This is a genomic window from Agrobacterium sp. NPDC090283 (assembly GCF_044769685.1).
Taxonomy (GTDB): Bacteria; Pseudomonadota; Alphaproteobacteria; order Rhizobiales; family Rhizobiaceae; genus Agrobacterium.
This window is the reverse complement of record NZ_JBIVYG010000002.1, coordinates 195,762-219,665: the sequence shown is the minus strand read 5'-3', so window position 1 is coordinate 219,665 and position 23,904 is coordinate 195,762. Positions and strand designations below refer to the sequence as shown.

The following is a 23,904-nucleotide window of genomic DNA, read 5'->3' as shown; positions in this document are numbered from 1 at the left end:
TCACTTGTGATTGACTGATATTGAAACAATGGCCGGGGTTTCACCCGGCTGAATGTAACTGCGGCGATAGCGGCGTCCGAGGCCGGTCAGGATTTCATAGGCGATCGTGCCCGCATCCTCGGCGATGTCTTCCAGCGTCTGCTCAGGCCCGATCATCTGCACGAGACTGCCCTGGGTCAATGTTCCCTCGGGCAGGGCGGATATGTCGAGAATGATGCTGTCCATCGAAACGCGGCCCGCAATCGGCAGGCGCACGCCGTTATACCACGCCGCGCCACGATTGCTGAGCGAACGCGGCAGGCCATCGGCATAACCGGCGGCGATGGTCGCCAGACGCGTGGAACCGGCAGCTTCGAAGGAGCCGCCGTAACCGACCAGCGAACCGGCGGGAACGGTGCGTGTCTGGATGACGGCCAGATCGAGGCGAACGACCGGCTTCATCGGGTTGGGGCGTGCGACGGAGGGCTTGCCGCCATAAAGCGCGATGCCGGGGCGAAGCAGGTGATTGTGGTAATCATGACCCAGAAAGATGCCGCCGGAATTGGAAAAGCAGACGGGCACGTCCGGAAAAGCAAGGGCAGCTTTACGCATTACAGAAAGCTGCGCCGCATTGGAGGCATGCTCCGGCTCGTCAGCGCAGGCGAGGTGGCTCATGACGAAGGCGATATCGATACCATCGAGTAATTGCGGCCGGGAGGCGAGGATTTCAAGCTCTTCGGGTGAGAGGCCGAGACGGCACATGCCGGTATCGATCTGTACGGCGGCGGCGAGCGTCTTGCCGAGACGGCTGGCATGGGCCGCCCATTGTGCGATCTGTTCCAGCGAATTCATAACCGGGGTGACGGCCATGGCGGCACAGGAGGTCTCATTGCCGGGCTGAAGACCATTGAGGACGAAAATCCGCGCCTCTGCCGAAAGCCGCAGTCGCAACGCCAGCGCTTCATCGATATGGGCGACGAAGAAATTGCGGCAGCCGGCATCGAACAGGACCTGCGAGACGATATCCGCGCCGAGACCGTACGCATCGGCCTTGACGACCGCTGCCGTCTGCGATGCGGGCGCCATGGCCGCAAGCGTCAGATAATTGTCGCGCAATGCGCCGAGATCGATGGTCAGATGGCCGCTTGCACCACCGGCGGCCTGCTGGCGGCTGATCTGCATGTCCATGGTCGTTCACCCTCATTTTTATCTCATGAGGGTATTGCAACGATTATCGAATTTCTTGGCGATTGTTCGAAGGAAATGCGATAGAATTCATAATCACGCAATTTTCCTTTGCCGATTGGAATTTTCTATGTCGTCACTCGATGCGACCGACCGCCATATCATCCGCCTGCTTCGGCTCAACGCCCGCATCAGCAATGCGAAGCTGGCAGCAGAAGTCGGGCTTTCGGCATCCGCCTGCCTTCGCCGGGTCGATATTCTCGAGCGGGAGGGGATTATCCGGGGGTATACGGCGCTGACCAGCGGCCTTGCCGGCGGTGAGGTGATTTCGGTTATCGTGCAGATCACGCTCGACCGCCAGACGGAGGATTTTCTCAACCGTTTCGAAAATGCGGTGCGGCGCTATCCGGAAATCCGCGAATGTTATCTGATGACTGGGGGATCGGATTATTTTCTGCGCTGCGAGGCTGAAAGCGCGGGGGATTTCGAGCGGATTCACAAGGAAATTCTGTCGAAGCTGCCGGGGGTTTCGCGCATTCATTCGAGTTTTGCGATCCGGAATGTGCTGGCGACGCCGAAGGGGCGGTGATGGTGGGTGTGGAATTCGCGGCTTACCCCCCTCTGTCCTGCCGGACATCTCCCCCTCAAGGGGGGAGATCGGTTGGGGCTTGTGCCTCAGTCCCACGCAATCCTCTCAATATGAGATAGTTTGCTGATTGGATGGTCAGCAAGCAGCTTGTCGATCTCCCCCCTTGAGGGGGAGATGTCCGGCAGGACAGAGGGGGGTAAGCCCCAAACTCTGCCCTCTCATCGCTACCCCCACCACCGATAAAAATGATGCACCGGCCCCCGCCCATGTCCAACGGCAAGTTCCCGCCCGGCATCGAGCGCTCCGTTCAGATAGTCCTTCGCAAGATCAACCGCCTCCCGCAACTCACTACCCCTTGCAAGATGGGCCGTAATTGCCGCAGCCAGCGTGCAGCCGGTGCCGTGGTCGTTCTTCGTCTCCACCCTCGGCGCGGAAAGCGCCTGCATGGCGCCGTTCGCAAACAGATAATCCGTGCTCTCAGGTCCATCGCCATGGCCGCCCTTGATGAGCACCGCTTTCGCGCCCGCCTTCAGGATCGCCTCGGCTTGACGGGCGATCTCCGTCTCCGTCTCCGCCATCCGCATACCGGTCAGCAGTGCCGCTTCCGGCAGGTTCGGCGTGACGATGGTGGCGAGCGGCAGCAAGTCGCGCCGCAATGTCTCGATGGCATCCTCATGCAGCAGTCGGTCACCTGACGTCGCCACCATGACCGGATCGAGCACCACCGGCTGCGGTTGCTGCCGAAGCCGTTCCGCGATGGCGGCTATGGTTTCGATCCGCGATACCATGCCGATCTTCACCGCATTGATGGCAAGATCGGAAAAAACGGCGTCCATCTGCGCGACGATGGTGGCGACCGAAATATCCTCCACCGCCGTCACGCCCCTCGTGTTCTGGGCGGTGATGGCGGTGATGACGCTGGCGGCATAGGCGCCGAGCGCGGAGAAGGTCTTGATGTCGGCCTGGATACCCGCGCCGCCGCCGCTGTCGGAGCCGGCAATGGTCAATGCAATCGATGTCATGGTTGTCTCGCTTTCAGCGTGGCGTCAATTGCGGCGCGGAAGTCCTTGGTTGCGCTGGCAATATCGGCCGCGCGGAAAATGGCCGAAATGACCGCGACACCATCCGCACCCGCCTCGATGACGGACGGTACACGCGCAAGATCGATGCCGGCGATGGCGCCCACCGGCATATCCGGTCGCCATTCCCTCAACAGGGCGCGCAGCGTCGAAAAACCGTCGATACCGACCGGCTTGTCCGGGTTGATCTTGGAAACGGTTTCGAACACGCCGCCGATGCAGGCGTAGTCCGCTGGCATCGAGGCCGCCCGTTCCGCATCGGCGCGGTTCTTGACGGTGAGGCCGATGATCGCCTTTTCGCCGAGAATGCGCCTTGCGGTCTTGGCGTCCATGTCGTCAGCGCCAAGATGCACCCCGTCCGCGCCCGAGGCGAGCGCCACATCCACCCGGTCGTTGATCACCAAAGGCACGCCGGTGCCGGTGATGGCTTCGTGAATGGCGCGGGCGTTTTCGATCATCTCGCGCGTGGAGCCGTGCTTGTCGCGATATTGCAGAATGGTCGCGCCGTTGAGTGCGGCGGCCAGAGCCAGCTCCGGCAGCGACGCGACGTCGCCAAGGCTCGCATCGACCAGCGCGTTGAGGCGGTAATCAACCTTGTTCATGCTCTATCCTCGCGTGATTTGTGATGTCCTCACCGGAAATTTCGGAAAGCGCATCCAGAAACGCCGGTTCGAAGGTGCCGGGGCCGCTGGCGTGTCGCGCGGCGAGTTCGGCGGAAACACCAGTGACGGCAAGGGCGGAGGCCGCCGCCGTCAGCGCGTCTTTTTCCACCGCCATGAAGGCGGCGATGACGCCGCCAGAAAGGCAACCTGTTCCTGTCACCTTCGCCATCCACGGATGGCCGTTGAATATCCTGACGCTACGGGTCTTGTCGCCGAGATGATCCACAGGCCCGGTCTCGATCCTCACCACGTCAGGCACATCACCGATCAGGCTCATTTCGGCGTGATTGCCACGCACGATCGTCGGGGAAAGTGCGATGAGTTCGCGTGCGAATGCCAGCCGCGATGGTGAATAATCGCAATGCACGGGATCGACGATCCATGGCTTGCCGGATGCATTGGCGATCTCGATCGCCAGCCGGATGACCTTGCGCCGCTCGGCATCCAGTGTGCCGAGATTGACGGTCAGCGCATCGGCCTTGGCAACGAAGCTCTCGATTTCCTCGAGCGAGGTGGTCATGGAAGGAATTCCGCCGACGACGGTGATGCCGTCGGCCGTGAATTTCTGCACCACGGTGTTCATCAGGCAATGCACGCGCGGGCGTGCCTGCCTGACTTTTTCAAGAAGTTCGGCGGCCTTTGCCGCGGTCGGAATAGTGCCGGTCATGGCTGTTGCAGCTCCACGGCGATGTCGTCTGCTGCCGGCGCCTGCTTGATCAATTGCATCTCCTGCATGAAAGCGCCAAAACGGGTATAGCGGGTGCGGTCGAGCGCCGCCGGGCGCTTGGCGAAACGCGGCAGCGTGTCGAAGAAGGCCTGCTTGTTCAGCGCATCGTCGAGGTTCGGATAGGCCTTGATGAAAAGCTGCCAGGCTTCCTGCGGGTGGTTGGTGATGAAGATCGCAGCCTGCTCCACGGCGGAGAGAAAACGTGGCAGGCGGCTGTCCTTTACGAGATCGCGATGGGTGACGAAGATCAGCTCGTCATAGGCCGGCACGCCGTGCTCCTCCGGGAAGAAGGAGCGCCCCTCATGTCCCTCGAGCTTCATCTGCGTCAGTTCGAAATTGCGGAAACCGCCCAGCGTGGCATCCACCTTGCCGGCGATCAGCGATGGCGAGAGCGAAAAATTGACGTTGATCAGCTCGACATCATCCTTCGTCAGACCGTCCTTTTCCAGCATGCGCTTCAGCATCGCATCCTCGAAACCGGAGACGGAAAAACCGACCTTCTTGCCCTTCAGGTCTTTCAGGCTCTTGATCGGTCCGTCGGCCAGAACGGTGACGGTGTTGAGCGGGGTCTCGACCAGTGTGCCGAAACGCACCAGCGGCAGACCGGCATCGTGATCGAGATAGAGGTTGGGCTGGTAATGCACGCCGATATCGGCCTGTTTTGCCGAAACGAGGCGCGGCACGGCGGAGGGGTCTGCGGGCGGAACCAGTTCCACCTCCAGCCCGGCATCGGCGAAGAGGCCACGTTCCCTGGCGATCACCATCGGCGCGTGATCGGGGTTCACGAACCATTCGAGCAAGACGGTGAGCTTGTCGGCCGCCTGTGACTGCATGGGTGCGAGGACGCTAACAGCCGCGACGACGAGGGAAAGAAGAGTTCGTTTCATGGTACCGAAAGTCTCCGTAAATATCTGAAAGGAATGGTATGTTCTGTTTCTTTGGCCCAGGGGGCGAGATTGGCTGTCGCCCGGTCGACGACAAGCCGCAGCAGCACTGCCATCACGGCGAGAATGGCCATGGCGGCGAACATGGTGTCGGTCTGCATGCGGGCATTGGACTGGACCATGACGAACCCGAGCCCTGCGGATGCGCCCACCCATTCGCCGATGACGGCGCCGAGCGGGGCGAGCGGTGCTGCCACCCGCAAGCCCGAAATCAGCGAGGGCAGCGCCAGCGGTACGCGCAGCCGGGTGAGGATCTGCCAGTGGCTCGCCGCAGTCAGCGAGGCGGCGTCGAGTATGGCGCGATCCGTGCGGTTGAGGCCGTCGGTGAAAGAGGAGGCGACGGGGAAGAAGATGATGATCGCCGTCATGACCACTTTTGAAGCCATGCCGAAACCGAACCAGAGGACGAGGATGGGGGCCAGCACGAAGACCGGAAAAGCCTGCAACACCAGAACCATGGGCCAGACAAGGCGGCCGAGGCGCGGGATGGCGGCAATCGTGAAAGCGACGACAATGCCGGCGGTGATGCCTGTGGCGAGCCCGAGCGCCATTTCTCCGAGTGTTACCAGCGCTTGCCCGAAAAGGAAGCCGGGCTGGCGCAGGAAAGCGCCAGCGACATCGACGGGCGATGGCAGGATATAGCGGGGCGGTGCGAACAGCCACGTGCCGGCCTGCCAGACAAGGAGCAGAAGACCGACACCGTTCAGCGCATGGGTGGCACGCATGAGCCGGACCTCAGACGCAAACGCACCGCGTGCGAAGGGTGGAAGGTTTCAGCATCATCATTGGTCTCCAGATGTGACAATCACGGAGATCAGGCGAAGCGGAGAAGAGAAAGGGCAGCGCCTCCAAGGCGCGACAGTTCCGTTCCTACGCCGGCATGACCCGGATCAGGTTCAAGGGTCCGGCTCGTCGCCATCTCAGCACCGTCAGGTGCTCCCCTCGGAAGAGCTTGTTTTGTAGGTCAAGTTTTAAAAATGTCAACGGCCTCTGCCAGCCGGCGATCGGTGCCCGCTGTTATGGAGCTGCCGCAATATAGTTATTAGATATATCGAATTTATCGACAATTAGTTATGTCATTAAACTATATCGCAACCTCGTTCGACTAGGTAGGACCCGCATTCAGAGAAGCTCGGAGACGAACTTGAAAAACATCTGGCGGGACAAGTCTGGAAATTTTGCCATCCTCAGCGCTTTGCTGATGATACCGCTCATCGGATCGGCCGGTGTGGCGCTCGACATAACGCGCGGCCTTGGCGTCAAATATGATCTGCAGATGGCTGCCGATTCCGCGGCTCTGGCGGTGGTTGCCGATAGTTCGGCAAGTGCCCAGGCTGCGAAGCGAATGGCCGGCGATGGTGTTGTTACTGTCGGCGAGAAGGAAGCGGAAGCCTTCTTCCACGGCAATCAGCCGGGGCGCGCAGACTACAGGCTTCTGTCTCTTGAGGTATCGGTGATCAAGCGCGGGACCATCATCGAGTCGTCGGTCAGCTACAGGGCTGCTGTGAATACGACACTTTCCAAGGTGCTCGGGAAAGATTTGGTCACGGTGGCGGGCAGCGCCACGGCCAAATACGAGACGGAGACCTTTACCGATTTTTATCTCCTCCTCGACAATTCACCTTCCATGGGTGTAGGCGCCACGCCGGCGGATGTCGCGATAATGGAGAAGACGATCGGCTGCGCTTTCGCCTGTCACCTGACGAAAGACGGTATGTCAGATCCGAACAGCACCTATTTCAGGATCAAGAACAAAGACACCAACGCCAAAAACAGCATTAGCGCCACCACGCGTATCGACGTGGTTGCCAAGGCAACCGCGAGCTTGATGGATACGGCAGCGGACACGCGCAAGAGTAAAGACCAATATCGTATTGCCGTTTACACTTTCGGGAAGACCGCGGATGATGCCTTTCCCGACAGGGATCTGCTCGAAGTTGTGTCGCGCACGTCGGATTTGAAGACGGCCAAGAAAAAGGTTGCCGAAATCGAGCTCATGTCGGTTCCGAGTCACGGATATAACCGCGACCAGCACACCAATTTCGACCGGGCCCTTACCAAGATAGAAGGCAAGATGGGAGCCTCGGGTAGCGGTGCCAGTTCCGCCACGCCGGAGAAAATCGTATTCTTCGTTTCAGATGGTGTAGGTGACAGCTACAAGCCGGCCAATTGCACCAAAAAAACGACAGGCGGAGGTCGTTGTCAGGAGCCGATCGACACAAGGCTTTGCACCGAACTCAAGAAAAAGGGCTTCCGGATCGCCGTGCTTTACACCACCTACCTGCCGTTGCCAGGTAATGGCTGGTACAGGCTTTGGATACAGCCATTCGAGACGGAAATCGGCTCTCGCATGCAAGCCTGCGCCTCCCCGGGCCTGTTCTTCGAAGTCAGCCCCTCGCAGGGTATCAGCGAAGCGATGTCGGCGCTGTTCAAAAAGGCGATCAGCACGCCGCGCCTGACGAGTTGAAGCTTGTGCCCGAAAGCGGTTCAAAGCGCTGTCCATGCTTGCCGCTGGCGTGACGGAAAACATTTTTCGATTTTAATATTAGTTATTCAGGAAATTAGATTTATCGAAAATTAGTTATCCTTTGAAACTGCCTTTCAACAGTATTTGCTTAAGTCTCGTCTCCGGCAGGGTTCCGGGGGGCGAATTTGAAGAATATCTGGCAGGACAAATCAGGGAATTTCGGCATTCTCAGTGCGTTGTTGATGGTGCCGCTGATTGGCGTCGCCGGCGTGGCGCTTGATGTGACGCATGGCATGGCGATCAAATCGGACCTGCAGATGGCAGCGGATGCTGCAGCGCTTGCGGTGGTTGCCGATACGTCGGCGAGCGTTCACAAGGCGAAGGAAATGTCGGGGGATGGCGAAGTTACGCTTGGCGGTGATGAAGCCTCTGCCTTCTTCGACGCTAACAAGCGGGCCAATTCCGACTACAAGCTCCTGTCTCTCAACGTGTCGGTGATCAAGCGCGGAAACGCCATCGAATCCTCCGTCGACTTCAAGGCGTCGGTCGCAACGACGCTATCGCAGATCCTTGGAAAGGACCTCATCACCGTTTCGGGCAGGGCGACAGCCAAATACGAGACGGAGACCTTCAGCGACTTCTATGTCCTGCTCGATAATACCCCTTCGATGGGCGTTGGCGCCACGCCGACCGATGTTGCCACCATGGTTGCGAATACGAGCGACAAATGCGCTTTCGCCTGTCACATCGTCAAAGACGGGGTGGTGGATACGAACAGTTATTATTACAAGGCAAAAAAACTCGGAGTGACGACGCGCATCAATGTGGTTGCGCAGGCCACGGCGAGCCTGATGGATACCGCGAAGTCCACGCGGAAAAGCAGCAATCAATATCGTATGGCGGTCTATACCTTCGGGGAGAAGGCGGAAGATACGAAGCTGCTCGAAGTCGTTCCCCTGACATCGGATCTCGCCACCGCGAAGAAAAAAGCGGGTGAAGTTGACCTGATGTCGATCCCTAAACAGGGCTATAACAACGACCAGCAGACCGACTTCGACCGGGCGCTGACCCAGATCGGCGACAGGATCGGCTCTTCGGGCACGGGTGCGAGTTCTGCAAGCCCGGAGAAGATCATCTTCTTCGTTTCAGATGGGGTCGGCGATAGCTACAAGCCTTCCAGCTGCACCAAAAAAACGACCAGTGGTCGGTGTCAGGAGCCTATCGATATCAAATATTGCACGAAGCTCAAGGAAAAGGGTTTCCGGATCGCCGTGCTCTACACCACCTATCTGCCGCTGCCGACTAACGACTGGTACAATAGCTGGATCAAGCCGTTTCAGCCGGAAATCGGCGCACGCATGCAGCAATGCGCTTCGCCGGGATTGTTCTTCGAAGTCAGCCCGTCCCAGGGCATCAGCGATGCGATGACCGCACTGTTCAAGAAGGCCATCACATCACCCCGCCTGACGGGGTGATGGCAAGGCGAGGCCTTCAGCCTCTAGCTGATGGTGCGAAGCTTTTCGAACAGCTGATGATGATTGCTATCGGCACGATAGAACACCGCCGGCTCACCGAGCGGTGTTTCGACGGTGATGTCGCGCCTGCCGGCATGATGCGTGCCGCTCCACAGATGCACCCATTCGCCATCACCCGGAAGGTAGAGCGAGCGTTGCGTTTCACCTGCTTTCCAGACCGGTGCTATCAGCATGTCCGCGCCGTAGAGATAGCAGTCCTGAATGGTGTAGGTCTGCGGCTCATTCTCATAATGCAGGAAAAGCGGACGCTGCACCGGCAGGCCTGTCTTTGCGGCCTCGGCGGAAAGCGATTTCAGATAGGGGGCGAGCGCGACATAGATCGCCGTCATGCGGGCGAAATGGGTAAGAACCGTTTCATCCTGATCGATCTGGAGGTTGTCGCGCGGCCGGTTGCCTTCATGGGTGCGCATGACCGGCGTGAAGGCGGCCATCTCCGTCCAGCGCATGATGAGTTCTGCCGTTCGGACATTGCCGAACAGGCTGGTGTAACCGCCGATATCGGAGTGGTGATAGGCATTGCCCATGAGGCCGGAGGAGAGTGCGCCGCAGATGACGGTGACAAGGCCGTCATGACGGGAGAAATCGACCGACTGGTCGCCGCCCCAGATCAGCGGGCAATGGGCCTGCACGCCGGTGAAGCCTGCGCGCATGAAGAACAGCGCCTCGCCGGTCTTGCCACGGCTTTCGACGCCCTTCGCATTGACCTCGGCCCACAGCGTGGGCCAGGTATTGTGCATCAGCTTGGCGTCGACGCCGTTCGCAAGCTTGATATCGATCGGCAGATATTCGCCGAAATCGGCCATCCAGCCGGAGAGGCCGAAATCCAGCATGTTCTTGCTGATGATCTCTTCGGCGAACCAGTCGGCCGCGGCCGGATTGGTGAAATCGACTACGCCGCAATCGAATTCGCCGAAGTCCACCAGCGCCGTCTTTCCATCCGCATCGGTGGCGAAATAACCGGCCGCTTCAGCGACAGGGAATAGCGGGCCGTCGACGCAGAGATAGGGGTTCACATAGCCCAGGAAACGAACGCCCTGGTCGGCAAGCTCGGCGATCTTCTGGCGCAGATGCGGATAGCGCGTGTCATTCGCCTGCCAGTCCCAGAAAAGGCGGGCGCCAAAAGAAGTCTGACGAAGCCCCACCCAGTCCTCGCACCACAGGCCGGACACCTTCGTTCCGGCCGCGCGGATTTTCTCCAGTCGCGCAAAGGAGTTGACGCCATCCTTTAACCCGATGATCGCGCCGTTATAGACCCAATCGGGCAATTCCGGCTGGCGTCCGAACCGCAGCGACAGGGCGGAGACGATATCGGTGAAGTGGTCGCCGGCGAAAAATTCGATCTTTTCGGGGATGGCCCAGATTTCGATCTCGTGGAAATCGCCATTGCGGAAGTCGAAGACAGAATAGGCGGTCGTTTCCACATGCAGCGCGTATTTGCGTGACGAGAGCCAGGTCGGCTGCGGATAGTTGGTGTTGTAATAATCACCGCCCGCCTTGCCACTGACATCAGACTTGAAGGTTATCTCGGTGGTCTTGTCGCGGCCGACACCGGGCTCAGAGGTCCAGAGAGGGAAGCGCCGGCCGCGCATGTCGAAATAGGACATCTGCTCGCCGCCGCCCCAGACATGCTCGTCCGTTTCCGCGACGATACGCAGCCAGAGGCGATTGATGGTCTCATCCAGCGCCGTCAGCATGACGGCGTTGCCATCGAGCGTCAGGCGAAGGCGCGGTGCTTGTCCCGGTGCGGATGAGAGCGTGACGCTGTTATCGCTGACCGCGGCATGGCGCAGGGCTGTTCTCTCGATGACATAGTCTTCGATATCGAAATTGCCACGATACATATCCATCCGTTCCTTGCCGAAACCGGCAAAGAAGGCCGGGTTTTCGGGCGAATGGGAAAGGATGGTGCGGTTGCCGATCGCGAGCGTGAAGCCGTGTTTGGTCGTTTCGAAATGCATGACTTACCCTTTTAGCCCTTGAGACCACCGGCGGTGAGGCCCGAGACAATCCGTTCCTGGAAGATGACGATCAGGATCGCAACCAGCACGATGCCGACCACCAGCGCTGCCGAAATGACCGGCCAGGGGAAGGCGAACTCGCCCTGATAAAGCTGGATGCCGACGGGCAGGGTGCGAAGGGCCGGGTTGGAATTGAAGGAGAGCGCCAGCAGGAACTCATCCCATGCATTCACGAAGGCAAGAATGCCGGCAGTGAAGACGCCCGGCGCGCATAGCGGCACAACCACCTTGAACAGGGCGCCGATGCGGGTGCAGCCATCGATCATGGCGGCGTTTTCGAGATCGCGCGGAATGCTCTCGAAGAAGGAGACCAGCATCAGCGTGCAGACCGGCAATGACAGCACCGTGTAGGGCAGGATCAGTGCCGTCCAGCTATTCAGCAGATTGAGCGCCCGCATGATTTCGAACAGCGGCACCAGCAGCGTGACAAGCGGGAAGGTGGAAACGGCGATGATGAGCGACAGGATCAGCGCCCGGTATTTGAGGTTGAGCCGCGCCAGCGCGTAGGCCGCAAGCACTGAAATCAGGATGGTGAGCGCGGTGGAGAGCAGCGCCACCATGAAGCTGTTGAACAGGAAGAGGTGCAGCGGCTGGTCGGAAAAGGCCTGCATGTAGTTGGCGAGCGTCGGTGCATGCGGAAACCAGGTGATGGGTTTCACGGTCAGTTCCGCTTCGGTCTTCAGCGAGGTGAAGAGGATCCAGATCGCAGGGAAGAGGCCGTTCACCAGAAGAATGGAGGCGGCGATGAAGCGCAGCGGCTTGCCGGAGAAAAAGGAGGACAGACCGGAGGAGGTTGCAACGGTGCTCATGGGTTTAGTCCTTCGTCCTGATAATGCGGAGGTAAACGGCGGTGACGCACATGGAGAGCGCAAACATCATGACCGCTAAGGCCGAACCGTAACCGAGATCGAGGAAGGAAACGGTGTTCTGGTGGATATACATGGCAAGCGTGGTGGTGGATGTGCCGGGGCCGCCGCCGGTCATCATGTAAGGAATATCAAAGGTCTGCAGCGCGGTGATCGTGCGGAAGATGAGCGCGACCACGATCGAGGGCTTCAGAAGCGGCAGGGTGATCTCGAAAAACTGCCGGATCTTGCCGGCGCCATCCACATCCGCTGCCTCGTAGAGCGAGCGCGGAATGGTCTGAAGACTGGCGAGGATCATCAGCGCCATGAAGGAGGAGGTCTTCCAGATGATCGTCAGGCAGATGGCCGCAAAGGCCCAGTTCGGCGAGTTGAACCAGATGATGCCCTCAAAGCCGAGGCGGTTCAGGACATCATTGACCACGCCATATTCGTAATGGAAGAACCACGCGAAGATAAGGCCCGCAAAGGAGAGCGGCAGCGCCCAGGGAATGAGAAGCGAAAGCCGCATCGGCCATTGCATCGAGAAAGGCAGGTTGGCGAGCAGTGCGAGGCCAAGGCCCATGAAGAGCGCGCCGGGCACCGTGATCAGCGTGATCAGAACCGTATTCCAGGTCGTTTCCCAGAAGATTGGATCATCGAACATCGCCGTATAGTTTTCAAAGCCGATGAATTCGGCCGGTAGGCCGGAGGTCAACGAGAGGCTGAAGAAGCTGGTATAGACGAGCCGCGCCACCGGATAAACGATGATGAGCGAAAGCAGGATCGCGGCCGGCGCCAGCAGTAGCACGGCCAGCGACCGGTCGCCGAGATCGAGCCACCGCGTCCAGCGCGGCAGCTGCTTTTCGTCCACCCGGACCATGGTTCTTTCCGGCATTGTCACACCTGCCACTCCCGCAACTGGATTCACGTCGTCGTCTCCCGGTCGGACCGGTTTGTATCCGGCCCGTTTCGCGCCCTTGAGGCGCCTTTTATCCTGTCAGTCGAAAAGGCCGGAAGGGGCGTGTCGCGCACACCGCCTTCCGGCCTCAAAGCTTAGCGCAGAACGCGCCGCAGACGGCTTTCCATCTGTTTTGCGCCATCCTCCGGCGTCATCACGCCGGCAAGCACACCGTTGACGGTGGTGCGGATAGTTTCGCTGACCTCGTTGTAACGCGGCGTCACGGGGCGGGCCTTTGCCGTTTCCACGACGGGCAGGGCATCCGCGAACCACGGGATTGCCTTGGTCACATCGGCATCCTTGTAGAGGGCGGCATAGGTGGGCAGAAGTGCCGCATTGATGGCCATGAACTTCGACACATCCTGACCGGAGAGATATTCCACCAGCTTCTTGGCTTCATCCTGCTGCTTGGAATAGGCGGAAACGCCGAATTCCCAGCCACCGAGGCAGGTCGTCTGCTCGCCACCCTTGACGGCCGGTAGGCGGGCGACGCCGACCTTGTCGTTCACCTGCGATTCCTTGCCCTGGAAATGGGTCCAGGCGTAGGACCAGTTGACGGCGAAGAGAACCTTGCCCGCCTGGAATTCCTTGCGGGTGTCGTCGGTCGCGACTTCCGAAATATTCTTCTTGGAAATGCCTTCATCGACGAAGCTCTTCCAGAGCTTCAGCGAATCCACGGCCGCCTGATTATCGAAGTTCAGCTTGCCGTTTTCGACCAGCGACTTGCCCTCGCTCCAATAGGGCAGGAGGAAGGTGCAGACCGCGCCTTCGATCGCCTTGCCCTGGAAGGACAGGCCCTGAAGCTCGGGGTTCTTTTCACCCTCCATCACCTTCTTGGATGCTTCCTTCAGCTCGTCCCAGGTGGTTGGCGGCTGAATGCCGTATTTGTCCAGCAGGTCCTTGCGGTAATAAAGGAACATGGAGTCGGCGAAGGCGGGCAGCGCCACGATCTTGCCGTCCACGGTATTGGCTTCGGCATAGGTCGGCAGATAGGCGGACATGTCCTTGCCGGAGAAATCGCTGGTCCAGCCGGCGGTGGCGAATTGCGCGGGACGGATGACGTCGAGCATCAGCACGTCGAGGCTCGAATCCTTGGCCGACATGACGGTGTTGAGATATTGCGCCTGCATTTCCGAGGTGTTGCCGCCGGTCTCGATGACCACCTTCACGCCCGGCGTCTTTGCCTCATATTGGTCGAGCGCCTTGCGCCAGACATCCGGCTGGTGCTGGCTGGAAACGAAGACCTTGAGTTCGGCATCGGCAAAGGCCTGTCCCGAAAAAGCAAGCATGGTTGCGCAGAGCGCTGCGCCAACGAGGGCTTTGCCCCTGATGGTTTTAAATGTCATGTGTTCCTCCCGTTATTAAACCCTTGGCCGCAGCATTCTTGCCCGGCAATCAGTGGATCGAGCGTTCCGTTGTCGCGTCGAAAAGATGGACCTTGGATGGATCGACGCCGATCCGCAGTTCCTCGTTCGGCGTTGGCCGAAGCTGCGGCGGCATCCGCGCGGTCAGCGCCGCATCGCCTAGGCTGAAGTGGACGAGCGTGTCCGAGCCAAGCGGCTCCACCACCTGCACCTTCACGGCAAGCTGGCTGTCGAAGCCCTCGGCGGGGCCGAAATGTTCCGGGCGAATGCCGACGATGACGTCGCGGCCTTCAAGCCCCGTTTCGCGCGATGGCCGGATGGCCGCCATCGGCAGGGAATTGCCGTCGGAGAATGCCAGTCTGTCACCGCTCACCTTTGCGCGGGCGAAGTTCATAGCCGGGGCGCCAACGAAACCGCCGACGAACACGCTTTCAGGGCGGTTATAAACCTCATCCGGCGTGCCAACCTGTTCGATATCGCCGTCGCGCAGGATGACGATGCGGTCGGCGAGTGTCATCGCCTCCACCTGATCATGGGTCACGTAGATGATCGTCGTGCCGAGTTGCTGATGCAGGCGCTTGATTTCCGTGCGCACCTGTCCGCGCAGCTTGGCATCGAGGTTGGACAGCGGCTCGTCAAACAAAAACACCTGGGGACGGCGTACGATGGCGCGTCCCATGGCCACACGCTGACGCTGGCCGCCGGAAAGCTGGCCGGGCCGCCGGTCGAGAAGATGCTCGATGCCGAGCATCTTCGCCGCTTCATCGATGCTGGCATTGGCCTGAGAGGCGCTGACACCGCGCACCTTCAGGCTGAACCCCATGTTTTCACGCACCGTCTTGTGCGGATAAAGCGCATAGTCCTGAAACACCATGGCGATGTCGCGTTCGCGCGGCGGCAGCTTGTTGACGACGCGGTCGCCGATCTTCACCTCGCCGCCGGTGATGCTCTCCAGCCCCGCGACCATGCGCAGCGTCGTGGATTTGCCGCAGCCGGAAGGGCCGACGAATACGACGAATTCGCCATCGTTGATTTCAAGGTCGATGCCCTTGACGATGCGCAGCGCACCGTAACTCTTGTCCAGCTTGCGCAGGCTGACCGAAGCCATATTTTCCTCCTCACGACCGGCGCGCCCGAATTTTGAATGGACGCAATAGCCGGTATCAACCTTCAAGTTCCCCGTATCGCATCTTCGAAAATCGATCCCGATTGTCTGGCGATATCGTGGGATGGCGAAACGCCTGTCTCCCTGAGGTCGTGATATTACCTTTCATAAAAAGGAAATCAATAGTGTATCAATTTTATTTCTGACAGAAATCAAAAACTATTAAACCATTGATTTAAAGAAATATAACTGCAAAATTACCCGCAACGCTGGCCGTGGCTTGCTTGCCTCCCGTCAAATTCTTTCATCCATGTGGATCACGCGAAATTTGCGTAGTCTCAACGTATGCGAGAAACGTATCGGGCGACGGTATGGTCAAACCAGGTCCAGGAAACTTCGGCTACCGCGCCATCCTGCGCCTGGCTGAGGCGCAGGACCCGGGGTACGGATGCACCGGCTTTCTGGCCGAAAACCTCTGGTGTCCATTCAGGTACGTCACCGAGATCGATGCGATCCTCCGCCTTCGATATCCAGAGATTGAGGCGGGTGCGATAATAGAGATAGAGGGATTCCGACATGTTCTCGATGGCGATCGTGTCGACGTAGGAGCCATCAAGCCAGATCTCCTCGATGGCTGCCGGTTTGCCGGCGATGCGTCGCAGACGGCGTATCCTGTGCCCTTCCGCCGAGGTGCCGAAGGCGGGCAGGTCGGCGGGCTTGGCAAGGCGGGCCACATCCAGAACCTCCGCCGTCGGCAGGCCGCCGCCCTCAATCAGTTCGAGGCGGAAGAAGGCATAAACGCTTTGCGGGTCGCTGACGGCGCGGATGTAATTGCCGGAACCCTGCACGCGCTCCAAAAGGCCGCGCTCCTGCAATTCGGCGAGCGCCTTGCGCAGCGTGCCTACGGCAATGCCCAACTCAGCCGCCATGTCGCGCTCCGGCGCCAGCTTTTCGCCGTCGATCAGCCGGCCCGCCGCCACCTCGCGCACCAGCATTTCAGCGATCTGCATATACATCGGCAGGCTGCCGCCAGTATGTTTCATGATGCCGTTTCCTCCCCCGAAACAAAAATTGATACATCATTGATTTACATATTTCTTGATGTTATGCAAGAAAAACGAGAGCGGCCCTGAGGAGGAATTGCATGACCGTCGTACCCGTTACATCCGCTGATCTCGATGCTGCCGAGGTCTCCTGGTTTTCCGCTTTGTGTTCCGATGATTACGCCTATCTCGGCGTGCCGGATGGCAGCCTGCGTTCCAGCTTCGAACATTGCTCCGACATCGTCAAGAAAGCCGAGGAACTCGGTTTCCGCAACATTCTCTGCCCTTCGTCCTACCAGGTCGGACAGGATACGCTGAGCTTCGTGGCCGGTTGCGCGCCGATCAGCGATCGCATCAATTTCCTCGCGGCAATTCGTTGCGGCGAGATGCAGCCGATCATGCTGGCGCGGACCGTGGCAACGCTCGACCACATGCTGAAAGGTCGCCTGACGCTCAACGTCATCAGCTCGGATTTCCCCGGTGAGGTGGCCGACAGCGCCTTCCGTTACAAGCGCAGCCACGAGGTCGTCGAGATTTTGCGTCAGGCCTGGACCCGCGACACCATCGACCACGATGGCGAGATCTACCAGTTCAAGGGTGTGTCGACCGAGCCGGCAAGGCCCTACCAGCAGAATGGCGGCCCGCTTCTCTATTTTGGCGGCTATTCTCCCGATGCGCTGGAACTCTGTGGCGCCCAATGCGACGTCTATCTGATGTGGCCGGAGACCAAGGACCAACTGGCCGACCGCATGCGCGCCGCCAATGAGCGCGCCGCCGCCCATGGCCGCACGCTGGATTATGGCCTGCGTGTGCACATGGTGGTGCGCGATACCGAAAAGGAAGCCCGCGAATATGCCGACCATCTGGTCTCCAAGCTCGATGATGAATATGGCCAGCTGATCCGCAACCGCGCCCATGACAGCGGCTCGCTTGGTGTGTCGCATCAGGCGCGGGCCCGCGAACTCGCCGACAAGTTCGGTTATGTCGAACCCAATCTGTGGACCGGCATCGGCCGGGCGCGCTCCGGCTGCGGTGCGGCGCTGGTCGGTTCGACGGATCAGGTTCTTTCGGCGCTGGAGGAGTACCAGAAGATGGGTATCCGCGCCTTCATCCTGTCCGGTTATCCGCATCTTGACGAAGCGGAACATTTCGGCACCAAGGTTCTGCCGCAGATGAAAACCTGCTCCCTGCCGCATGCTTACGGCCGGGTACCTTCTGAAACGCCTGCCACGCCGCTCGGCAACGGGGAACGCCACTGATGGAACGTATCGCTCTTTCTGACAAACTCGAACTCAGCCGCATCGTTTATGGCATGTGGCGCATCGGTGACGATGCCGACACTTCGCCGGCTCATGTGCAGGCGAAGATCGAGGCCTGCCTCGCGCAGGGCATCACCACCATGGATCAGGCCGACATCTACGGCGGATATACGGCGGAAGCGATTCTCGGCGGTGGCCTCAAAGCGGCGCCCGGACTGCGCGACAAAATCGAAATCGTCACCAAATGCGGTATCGTCGCGCCGGTCGGCCGTCACTCCGCCGCCCGCGTCAAACATTACGATACGACGGCAGGCCACATCAACGCCTCGGTCGAAGCCTCGCTGCGTGACATGGCAACCGATCATGTCGATCTGCTGCTCATCCACCGGCCTGATCCGCTGATCGATGCGGAAGAAACCGGCAAGGCGCTCGATGCGCTGGTGGCTGCCGGCAAGGTTAAGGCAGTAGGCGTCTCCAACTTCCGTCCGTGGGATTTTTCGCTGCTGCAATCGGCCATGAGCAACCGGCTGGTGACGAACCAGATCGAGATGAGCCTTCTTGCCACGGATTCCTTCACAAATGGCGATCTGGCCTACCTGCAGGAAAAGCGCGTCTCGCCCATGGCATGGTCGCCGCTGGGTGGTGGCTCGCTGTTCTCCGGCGCGCATGGCGGCACCATGGCTGCCCTGCAGCGCATCGGCAAGGAACAGGGCGTCGATGCGACGGCCGTCGCCATCGCCTGGCTGCTGCGCCATCCGGCAAAGATCGTGCCGGTGCTCGGCACCAATAATATCGAGCGTATCAGAACCGCTGCCGATGCGCTTCGGGTGACGATGGACCGCCAGACCTGGTTTGAGCTCTACACCCTTGCGATTGGAAAAGAGGTGCCGTGATGACAGTGGCAGAGGCAATCAAGATGCCCAATGAGCATGTATTCGTTCCCGGCGGCGAAAACAGCCGCAGCTTTCGCAACGCGCTCGGCGCTTTCACCACCGGTGTCACGGTGGTGACGGCAACGACGCCGGAAGGTCCGATCGGCATGACGGTCAACAGCTTCGCGTCCGTGTCGCTCGATCCGCCGCTGGTGCTGTGGTCTCCGGCAAAAAGCTCGTCGCGCTATCATGCCTTCAGCGGCGCGACCCATTTCGCCATTCATGTGCTGAGCTCCGATCAGGATGTGCTGAGCGCCCGCTTCACGCGCAATGGCCGCGCGTTTGACGATCTCGACTGGGAGATGAACGACGATGGCGTTCCGGTCATTCCCGGCACGCTCGCCCGTTTTGAATGCCGACAGGCGGCGGCCCATGATGCGGGCGATCACACCATCATCGTCGGCGAGGTGCTGCGCGCCGCCCATCGCGATGGTGATCCGCTTTGTTTTTCGGGTGGAGCCTTTGGCCGATTTTCCCGGCAATAAGAGCGTCCGCTGGATTTTCATATTCTTTGACAGATTTTCGAGGCGCTGATGCGCCTCGAAAAGCGGCGTCAAGCGGCAACGGAGTCCGGTTCGCCCGTCTTTTCCGGCTTTTGCGGCTCGGCGTGTTTTTCCGCCGTTTTCCGACGGGAAAACAGTCCCGTGAGAAAATGGCCGAACCGGTCCATTTCCACGAAAATGACAGGCGTGATGAACAGCGTCAGCAATTGCGAGACGATGAGGCCGCCGACCACGGCGATGCCGAGCGGCTGGCGCAGTTCCGAACTCGCGCCCGAGCCAAGCGCGATGGGAAGCGCCCCGAGCAGCGCGCAGAAGGTTGTCATCATGATCGGCCGGAAACGGCGCACGCAGGCTTCGTGAATGGCGGTAGCGGGCGGCTCGGCCTTTTCGCGCATCAGTTCCACTGCCACGTCGATCATCATGATTGCGTTTTTCTTGACGATGCCGATCAGCATCAACAGGCCGATCAGCGCGATGATCGAGAAATCCATGCCCATCACCTTCAGGGCCACCAAAGCGCCGAAGGCCGCTGCCGGTAGGCCGGAAAGAATGGTCAGCGGATGGATGAAGCTCTCGTAGAGCACGCCGAGAACGACATAGATGGTCAGCACGGCCGCCAGAATGAGGATGCCGGTATTGCCCTGGCTCTGCTGGAAGATCGCCGCCGTGCCCCCATAGCTGGTAAAGACATCCTGCGGCAGGCCTATCGTGCTTTTGATCTGGTCGATCCGGCTTGTGGCATCGGAGAGCGCCACACCGTCCGGCAGGTTGAAGGAAATCGTCGTGGAAACCAGCTGGCCCGTCTGGTTGATGGTAACAGGCGCTTGCGTGCGGGCGAGGGTAGCGAAGTTGGAAAGCGGAACCAGAACGCCAGATTTCGCCGAAAGAATGTTGATATCGCTGAGGAAATCATCATTCCACGGTTTCGAACTGTCGAATTCCACTATCACGTCGTAGCTGTCGCCGGTCGACTGGATCTGCGCGGCCGTATAACCGCCAAATGACATTTCCAGCGTCTTGCGCAGCTGGTCATTGGTGATGCCGAAGGCGGCGGCCTTTTCCGGGTCGACGGAAATGGTTGCGGCGATGGCGCCGTTCTGGGCATCTGACGTGACTGACGTGAAGGTGTGGTCGCGACGCATCGCCTCCATCAGCTTGTTCGACCATTCATTGGTCGTGTCGGCATTCAGGCCCTGAACGACGAGCTGATATTGGCTGGCGGAGCTGCGTCCGCCGAAACGCAGGCTCTGCTGCGGGTTGATATAGGTGCGGATGCCGGCCACTTTCGATGTGGCCTGCCCCAGTTCCGCCAGCACCTGGCTAAGCGGTGCACGCTCCTCCTTGGGCTTCAGCTCCACGAACATCGAACCATTGTTCAGCGGATTGCGGGAGTTGCCGCCGACGATGGAGGTGACGTGCACCACGGCCGGGTTCTTGCGGATCTGATCGGCGACCTGCGCCTGGAGATCGCGCATCGCCGTATAGGAAATATCCTCGCGCGCCTGTGTCGAAACCGAAAGACGGCCAATATCTTCCTGGGGAAAGAAGCTGGAAGGCAGGGTTTCGAAGAGATAGAGCGATGCCGCGACCGAGGCGAGAAATGATGCCAAAACGATGCGGCGATGGGAAAGGCACCAGCCGACGGCACGGCCATAGGCGCGCAGCGTACGTTCGAAACCCGCATCGAACCAGCGGATGATCGCCGGTGGTCTGGAGGAATGGCCGGAGAGGCGCGAGGCGAGCATCGGCGTCACCGTCAACGACACCAGTGCCGAGGCCATGATGGCGAGCGTGACGACCATGCCGAACTCGTTGAAGAGCCTGCCGATGACGCCGCCCATCAGCAGGATGGGAATAAAGACGGCAACCAGTGAGACGGACATGGAGAGAATGGTGCTGCTGACCTCTGCCGCGCCCTGAAGCGCCGCTTCGCGCATGGGCAGGCCTTTTTCATGCAGGCGCAGAATGTTTTCCAGCATGACGATGGCGTCGTCCACCACCAGCCCCACCGAAAGTGTCAGCCCGAGCAGCGAGATATTGTCGATGCTGTAGCCCAGAACATACATCATACCGAAGGCGGTGATGAGAGACAGTGGCACGGCAAGGCCCGGAATGATGGTCGCCGTCAGGTGCCCGGTGAAGAGATAGATGACCGCAACCACCAACCCGATGGTGAGGAACAACGTGAACTGCACGTCCGAAATCGCGTCCTTGATGGCGGTCGAGGCGTCATTCATGACGTTGATATTGACCGACGGCGGCAATTGCTGGTGAAGCGCCGGCAGCTTCGCCTTGATGGCGTCCACGACATCGACTGTATTGGCGTCCGGCTGGCGCTGCACGGCGAGAACGATGGCCTGTTCACCGTCGAACCAGCTGCCGGCATTGGTGTTGTCGATGCTGTCGGTGACATTGGCGATATCGCCGAGATGGATGGGCGCGCCATTATTCGTCGAGACCACCAGTGAGCGGAAGGCCGCCGCATCGGTACGCTGGGTATCGGCCTCGATGGTCAGGCGTTGATTGTCGTTCTGTAGCGCCCCGACGGGCACCTGATTATTCGCCTGGGCGATGGCCGTGGTGACGGTGTCGACGCCGAGCCCTCTTGCCTGAAGCTGGGTGGGATCGAGGCCGATGCGCACGGCATAGGTCTGCGCGCCGTAGATGCTCACCTGCGCGACGCCCGAAATGGTGGACAGAAGCGGCGAGATGATGTTCTCGGCGATTTCATCCACCTTGCTCGTCGGCATTTCCTTGCTGTTGACAGCGAGCAGCAGCACCGGCGCATCGGCCGGATTGGTCTTGCGATAGCTCGGCGTTGTCGTCATGTTGCTCGGCAATTGCCGTTGTGCGCGCGAAATCGCCGCCTGCACATCGGCCGCCGCCGCATCGATATCGCGGTTGAGATCGAACTGCAGGACGATCGAGCTGTTGCCGAGCGTATTGGTGGCGCTGATTTCGCTGACGCCGGGAATGGTCTCGAACTGCTTGACCAGCGGCGTGGTGACCGATGTCGCCATGGTTTGCGGCGAAGCGCCTGAAAGCGACGACGAGACGTTGATCGTCGGAAAATCCACCTTCGGCAGGGCGGCGACGGGCAGCAGGCGGAAGCCGGCAAGTCCGGCCAGCACGAGGCCTATGGCGAGAAGCGTGGTGGCGACGGGCCGGTTGATGCAGAAATTCGGGATCATTGGCCGCCAACCTTTTCCTGCGGAATATTGGCGGCCAGATTGCCCGCCGCGCCGCCCTTGTCGGAAAATTGTTCGACCACGAACTGGCCGTCGGCAAGTTCGGATTGACCCTCGACGATGATGTGCTCGCCGCCATTGAGGCCGCTTGCAATGGCGGTAAGATCGCCATTCGAGCGGGCGACTTCCACCGGCGTCATATGGACATGATGCTCGCTATCGACGGTATAGACGAAATTGCCTTTCGGCCCCGGCCGCACGGCGACCGTCGGCACGACGATCATTTCATCGTCCGAAACGAAGTGCGCCGTGACATTGACGGACTGGCCCGGCCATAAAAGACCACGATCATTCTTGAATTCCGCCTTGGCCAGTACCGTGCCGGAGGTCTGGTCCACCGTATTGTCGTAGAACCGCAGCACGCCGCTCATCGGCTCACCTCCCGTCGCTGCGGGGTCGACATCGACTGCGGTATCCTTCGCCACGCCTTCGCGCAATTGCGGCAGATAGCGCTGGGAAAGCCGGAAACTGACCGAGATCGGATCGTATTTGGTGATCGTCACGATATTGACGCCGGCGCTCAGATAGGCGCCGGGGCTGACGCTGATATCGCCGAGCCGCCCATCGAAGGGCGCGCGGATTTCCATATGTTCGAGCGTCACCTCGTCGGAGGCGAGCGTTGCGCGGTCGGCATCGATCTTGGCGCTGGCGCTATCCCGCGCCGCCCTTGCCTGATCCAGCACCTGCTGGGATTCGGCACTCTGCTTGACGAGATTGGCGGCGCGCTGGAAAGCGGCCTCCGTCTGCTCCAGCGTTGCCTGATCCGCGGCTATATTGGCCTTGTCCTTGTCGACAGAGGCACGGGCGATGCGGTCATCCATCTTGAGGATCAGGTCGCCCGCCTTGATATGCTGACCGTCCTTCGCCGCGATTTCCATGACGAGGCCGGCCTGAAGCGGCGCGATATTGGTGATGTCGGCCGCAACCGCCCAACCCGTCGCCGTTGCATCCATGGGCAGCGTCGCCTTTCCGACGGCGATGGTGCTGACGGTGGGTGGCCCGCCATTGCGCCGCCCTCCGCCCTGTCTTTGTCCCTGCTGCCGGGCCGGCTGGCCGCTTTGGGAGGACTGCGTTGCCGTTTCGGCGTCGGCCTTGGGAGACACGCTGGCAAATTGCTTGAGATAGGGAACTTGATCGAGCGGCAGGCGATCCCTAAAATACCAGGCACCGGCGGCTGCTATGGCAAGAACGCTGAGGGCGGTCCAGAAACGTTTCATCTGACGATTCCGCGTAATGAGAGCGATACATGTTTCCCGAACATGTGCGGTAAGCCTTGGGAGCAGCTTTCCCCCACAAGACACCCAATGCGCTGCGAAATCACCTTAAACTTTTGTAATGGCGGCGACAATGACCGTCGCTATATGCCTTGTCTCTGGGGCAGGGGCAGGGCAGACGGTGTCCGTTCATGCCGCAAGCCATGCTAGACCGTGTTTGCGTTCGCTGCCCATTGCGGCCAAAGAAA

20 protein-coding genes and 1 riboswitch are annotated in these 23,904 nt (G+C 59.9%); of the genes, 6 read left to right on the top strand and 14 right to left on the bottom strand.

Going from position 1 to position 23,904, the window contains the following annotated elements; genetic code table 11:
* Entirely contained in the window at positions 1 to 1,167 is a 1,167-nt protein-coding gene (gene alr, locus ACIQUH_RS04010; RefSeq protein ID WP_400812743.1) for an alanine racemase, read from the bottom strand.
* A 127-nt stretch (positions 1,168 to 1,294) separates the two neighbouring features.
* Here alr and ACIQUH_RS04005 point away from each other — a divergent pair, with 127 nt between their 5' ends.
* Complete coding sequence (locus ACIQUH_RS04005; RefSeq protein ID WP_400812742.1) at positions 1,295 to 1,753, top strand: Lrp/AsnC family transcriptional regulator; 459 nt, start codon at positions 1,295 to 1,297, stop codon at positions 1,751 to 1,753.
* Between the two features lie 224 nt (positions 1,754 to 1,977).
* Here ACIQUH_RS04005 and thiD read toward each other — a convergent pair whose 3' ends face one another.
* The 5 genes from thiD to ACIQUH_RS03980 are packed head-to-tail and all read right to left on the bottom strand — an operon-like array spanning position 1,978 to position 5,890.
* On the bottom strand, positions 1,978 to 2,775 hold the full coding sequence (gene thiD, locus ACIQUH_RS04000; protein WP_400812740.1) for a bifunctional hydroxymethylpyrimidine kinase/phosphomethylpyrimidine kinase: 798 nt from the start codon (positions 2,773 to 2,775) through the stop codon (positions 1,978 to 1,980).
* The gene (gene thiE / locus ACIQUH_RS03995; RefSeq protein ID WP_400812738.1) at positions 2,772 to 3,434 is read right to left on the bottom strand and encodes a thiamine phosphate synthase; all 663 of its coding nucleotides are present in this window, start codon (positions 3,432 to 3,434) and stop codon (positions 2,772 to 2,774) included. Before thiE ends, thiD begins: the two co-directional genes overlap by 4 nt.
* Positions 3,421 to 4,161, bottom strand: a complete 741-nt coding sequence (locus ACIQUH_RS03990) for a hydroxyethylthiazole kinase (RefSeq protein ID WP_400812736.1) — start codon at positions 4,159 to 4,161, stop codon at positions 3,421 to 3,423. The genes thiE and ACIQUH_RS03990 overlap by 14 nt, the downstream gene beginning before the upstream one ends.
* A complete protein-coding gene (locus tag ACIQUH_RS03985) occupies positions 4,158 to 5,108 on the bottom strand; it encodes an ABC transporter substrate-binding protein (RefSeq protein WP_400812735.1) in 951 nt (316 codons plus the stop codon). The genes ACIQUH_RS03990 and ACIQUH_RS03985 overlap by 4 nt, the downstream gene beginning before the upstream one ends.
* The gene (locus ACIQUH_RS03980) at positions 5,105 to 5,890 is read right to left on the bottom strand and encodes an ABC transporter permease (protein ID WP_400812734.1); all 786 of its coding nucleotides are present in this window, start codon (positions 5,888 to 5,890) and stop codon (positions 5,105 to 5,107) included. The genes ACIQUH_RS03985 and ACIQUH_RS03980 overlap by 4 nt, the downstream gene beginning before the upstream one ends.
* A 125-nt stretch (positions 5,891 to 6,015) precedes the next feature.
* A riboswitch (TPP riboswitch) is annotated at positions 6,016 to 6,118 on the bottom strand.
* A gap of 191 nt (positions 6,119 to 6,309) precedes the next feature.
* On the opposite strand from ACIQUH_RS03980, the gene ACIQUH_RS03975 reads away from it, so the two are divergent.
* Positions 6,310 to 7,632: a TadE/TadG family type IV pilus assembly protein gene (locus ACIQUH_RS03975; protein ID WP_400812733.1), complete on the top strand. Its 1,323-nt coding sequence runs from the start codon at positions 6,310 to 6,312 to the stop codon at positions 7,630 to 7,632.
* Between the two features lie 185 nt (positions 7,633 to 7,817).
* Positions 7,818 to 9,107 (top strand): pilus assembly protein TadG-related protein, encoded by a 1,290-nt coding sequence (locus ACIQUH_RS03970; RefSeq protein ID WP_400812732.1) that lies wholly within the window; start codon positions 7,818 to 7,820, stop codon positions 9,105 to 9,107.
* Positions 9,108 to 9,130: 23 nt separating this feature from the next.
* On the opposite strand, the gene ACIQUH_RS03965 is transcribed toward ACIQUH_RS03970, so the two are convergent.
* The 6 genes from ACIQUH_RS03965 to ACIQUH_RS03940 all read right to left on the bottom strand — a co-directional run bounded on the left by ACIQUH_RS03965 (position 9,131) and on the right by ACIQUH_RS03940 (position 16,500).
* Positions 9,131 to 11,125, bottom strand: coding sequence for an alpha-glucosidase (locus tag ACIQUH_RS03965; protein ID WP_400812731.1), 1,995 nt, complete (start codon positions 11,123 to 11,125; stop codon positions 9,131 to 9,133).
* A gap of 11 nt (positions 11,126 to 11,136) precedes the next feature.
* Positions 11,137 to 11,994 (bottom strand): carbohydrate ABC transporter permease, encoded by an 858-nt coding sequence (locus ACIQUH_RS03960; RefSeq protein ID WP_400812730.1) that lies wholly within the window; start codon positions 11,992 to 11,994, stop codon positions 11,137 to 11,139.
* 4 nt (positions 11,995 to 11,998) lie between these two features.
* The gene (locus tag ACIQUH_RS03955; RefSeq protein WP_400812729.1) at positions 11,999 to 12,910 is read right to left on the bottom strand and encodes a carbohydrate ABC transporter permease; all 912 of its coding nucleotides are present in this window, start codon (positions 12,908 to 12,910) and stop codon (positions 11,999 to 12,001) included.
* Positions 12,911 to 13,083: 173 nt separating this feature from the next.
* Entirely contained in the window at positions 13,084 to 14,334 is a 1,251-nt protein-coding gene (locus ACIQUH_RS03950; protein ID WP_400812727.1) for an ABC transporter substrate-binding protein, read from the bottom strand.
* Positions 14,335 to 14,383: 49 nt separating this feature from the next.
* Positions 14,384 to 15,460, bottom strand: a complete 1,077-nt coding sequence (locus tag ACIQUH_RS03945) for an ABC transporter ATP-binding protein (protein WP_400812725.1) — start codon at positions 15,458 to 15,460, stop codon at positions 14,384 to 14,386.
* A gap of 335 nt (positions 15,461 to 15,795) precedes the next feature.
* Positions 15,796 to 16,500, bottom strand: coding sequence for a GntR family transcriptional regulator (locus tag ACIQUH_RS03940; RefSeq protein ID WP_400812724.1), 705 nt, complete (start codon positions 16,498 to 16,500; stop codon positions 15,796 to 15,798).
* Between the two features lie 101 nt (positions 16,501 to 16,601).
* Here ACIQUH_RS03940 and ACIQUH_RS03935 point away from each other — a divergent pair, with 101 nt between their 5' ends.
* The 3 genes from ACIQUH_RS03935 to ACIQUH_RS03925 are packed head-to-tail and all read left to right on the top strand — an operon-like array spanning position 16,602 to position 19,176.
* Positions 16,602 to 17,759 carry an LLM class flavin-dependent oxidoreductase gene (locus ACIQUH_RS03935; RefSeq protein WP_269826753.1) on the top strand — a complete coding sequence of 386 codons (1,158 nt, stop codon included), beginning with the start codon at positions 16,602 to 16,604 and terminating at the stop codon, positions 17,757 to 17,759.
* Positions 17,759 to 18,652, top strand: coding sequence for an aldo/keto reductase family oxidoreductase (locus ACIQUH_RS03930; RefSeq protein WP_400812723.1), 894 nt, complete (start codon positions 17,759 to 17,761; stop codon positions 18,650 to 18,652). The genes ACIQUH_RS03935 and ACIQUH_RS03930 overlap by 1 nt, the downstream gene beginning before the upstream one ends.
* Positions 18,652 to 19,176, top strand: a complete 525-nt coding sequence (locus ACIQUH_RS03925) for a flavin reductase family protein (protein ID WP_400812721.1) — start codon at positions 18,652 to 18,654, stop codon at positions 19,174 to 19,176. Before ACIQUH_RS03930 ends, ACIQUH_RS03925 begins: the two co-directional genes overlap by 1 nt.
* A gap of 68 nt (positions 19,177 to 19,244) precedes the next feature.
* On the opposite strand, the gene ACIQUH_RS03920 is transcribed toward ACIQUH_RS03925, so the two are convergent.
* Together ACIQUH_RS03920 and ACIQUH_RS03915 are read right to left on the bottom strand one after the other, a co-directional pair.
* Entirely contained in the window at positions 19,245 to 22,385 is a 3,141-nt protein-coding gene (locus ACIQUH_RS03920; protein ID WP_400812720.1) for an efflux RND transporter permease subunit, read from the bottom strand.
* Positions 22,382 to 23,659 (bottom strand): efflux RND transporter periplasmic adaptor subunit, encoded by a 1,278-nt coding sequence (locus ACIQUH_RS03915; RefSeq protein ID WP_400812719.1) that lies wholly within the window; start codon positions 23,657 to 23,659, stop codon positions 22,382 to 22,384. Before ACIQUH_RS03915 ends, ACIQUH_RS03920 begins: the two co-directional genes overlap by 4 nt.
* Positions 23,660 to 23,904: the final 245 nt, after the last annotated feature.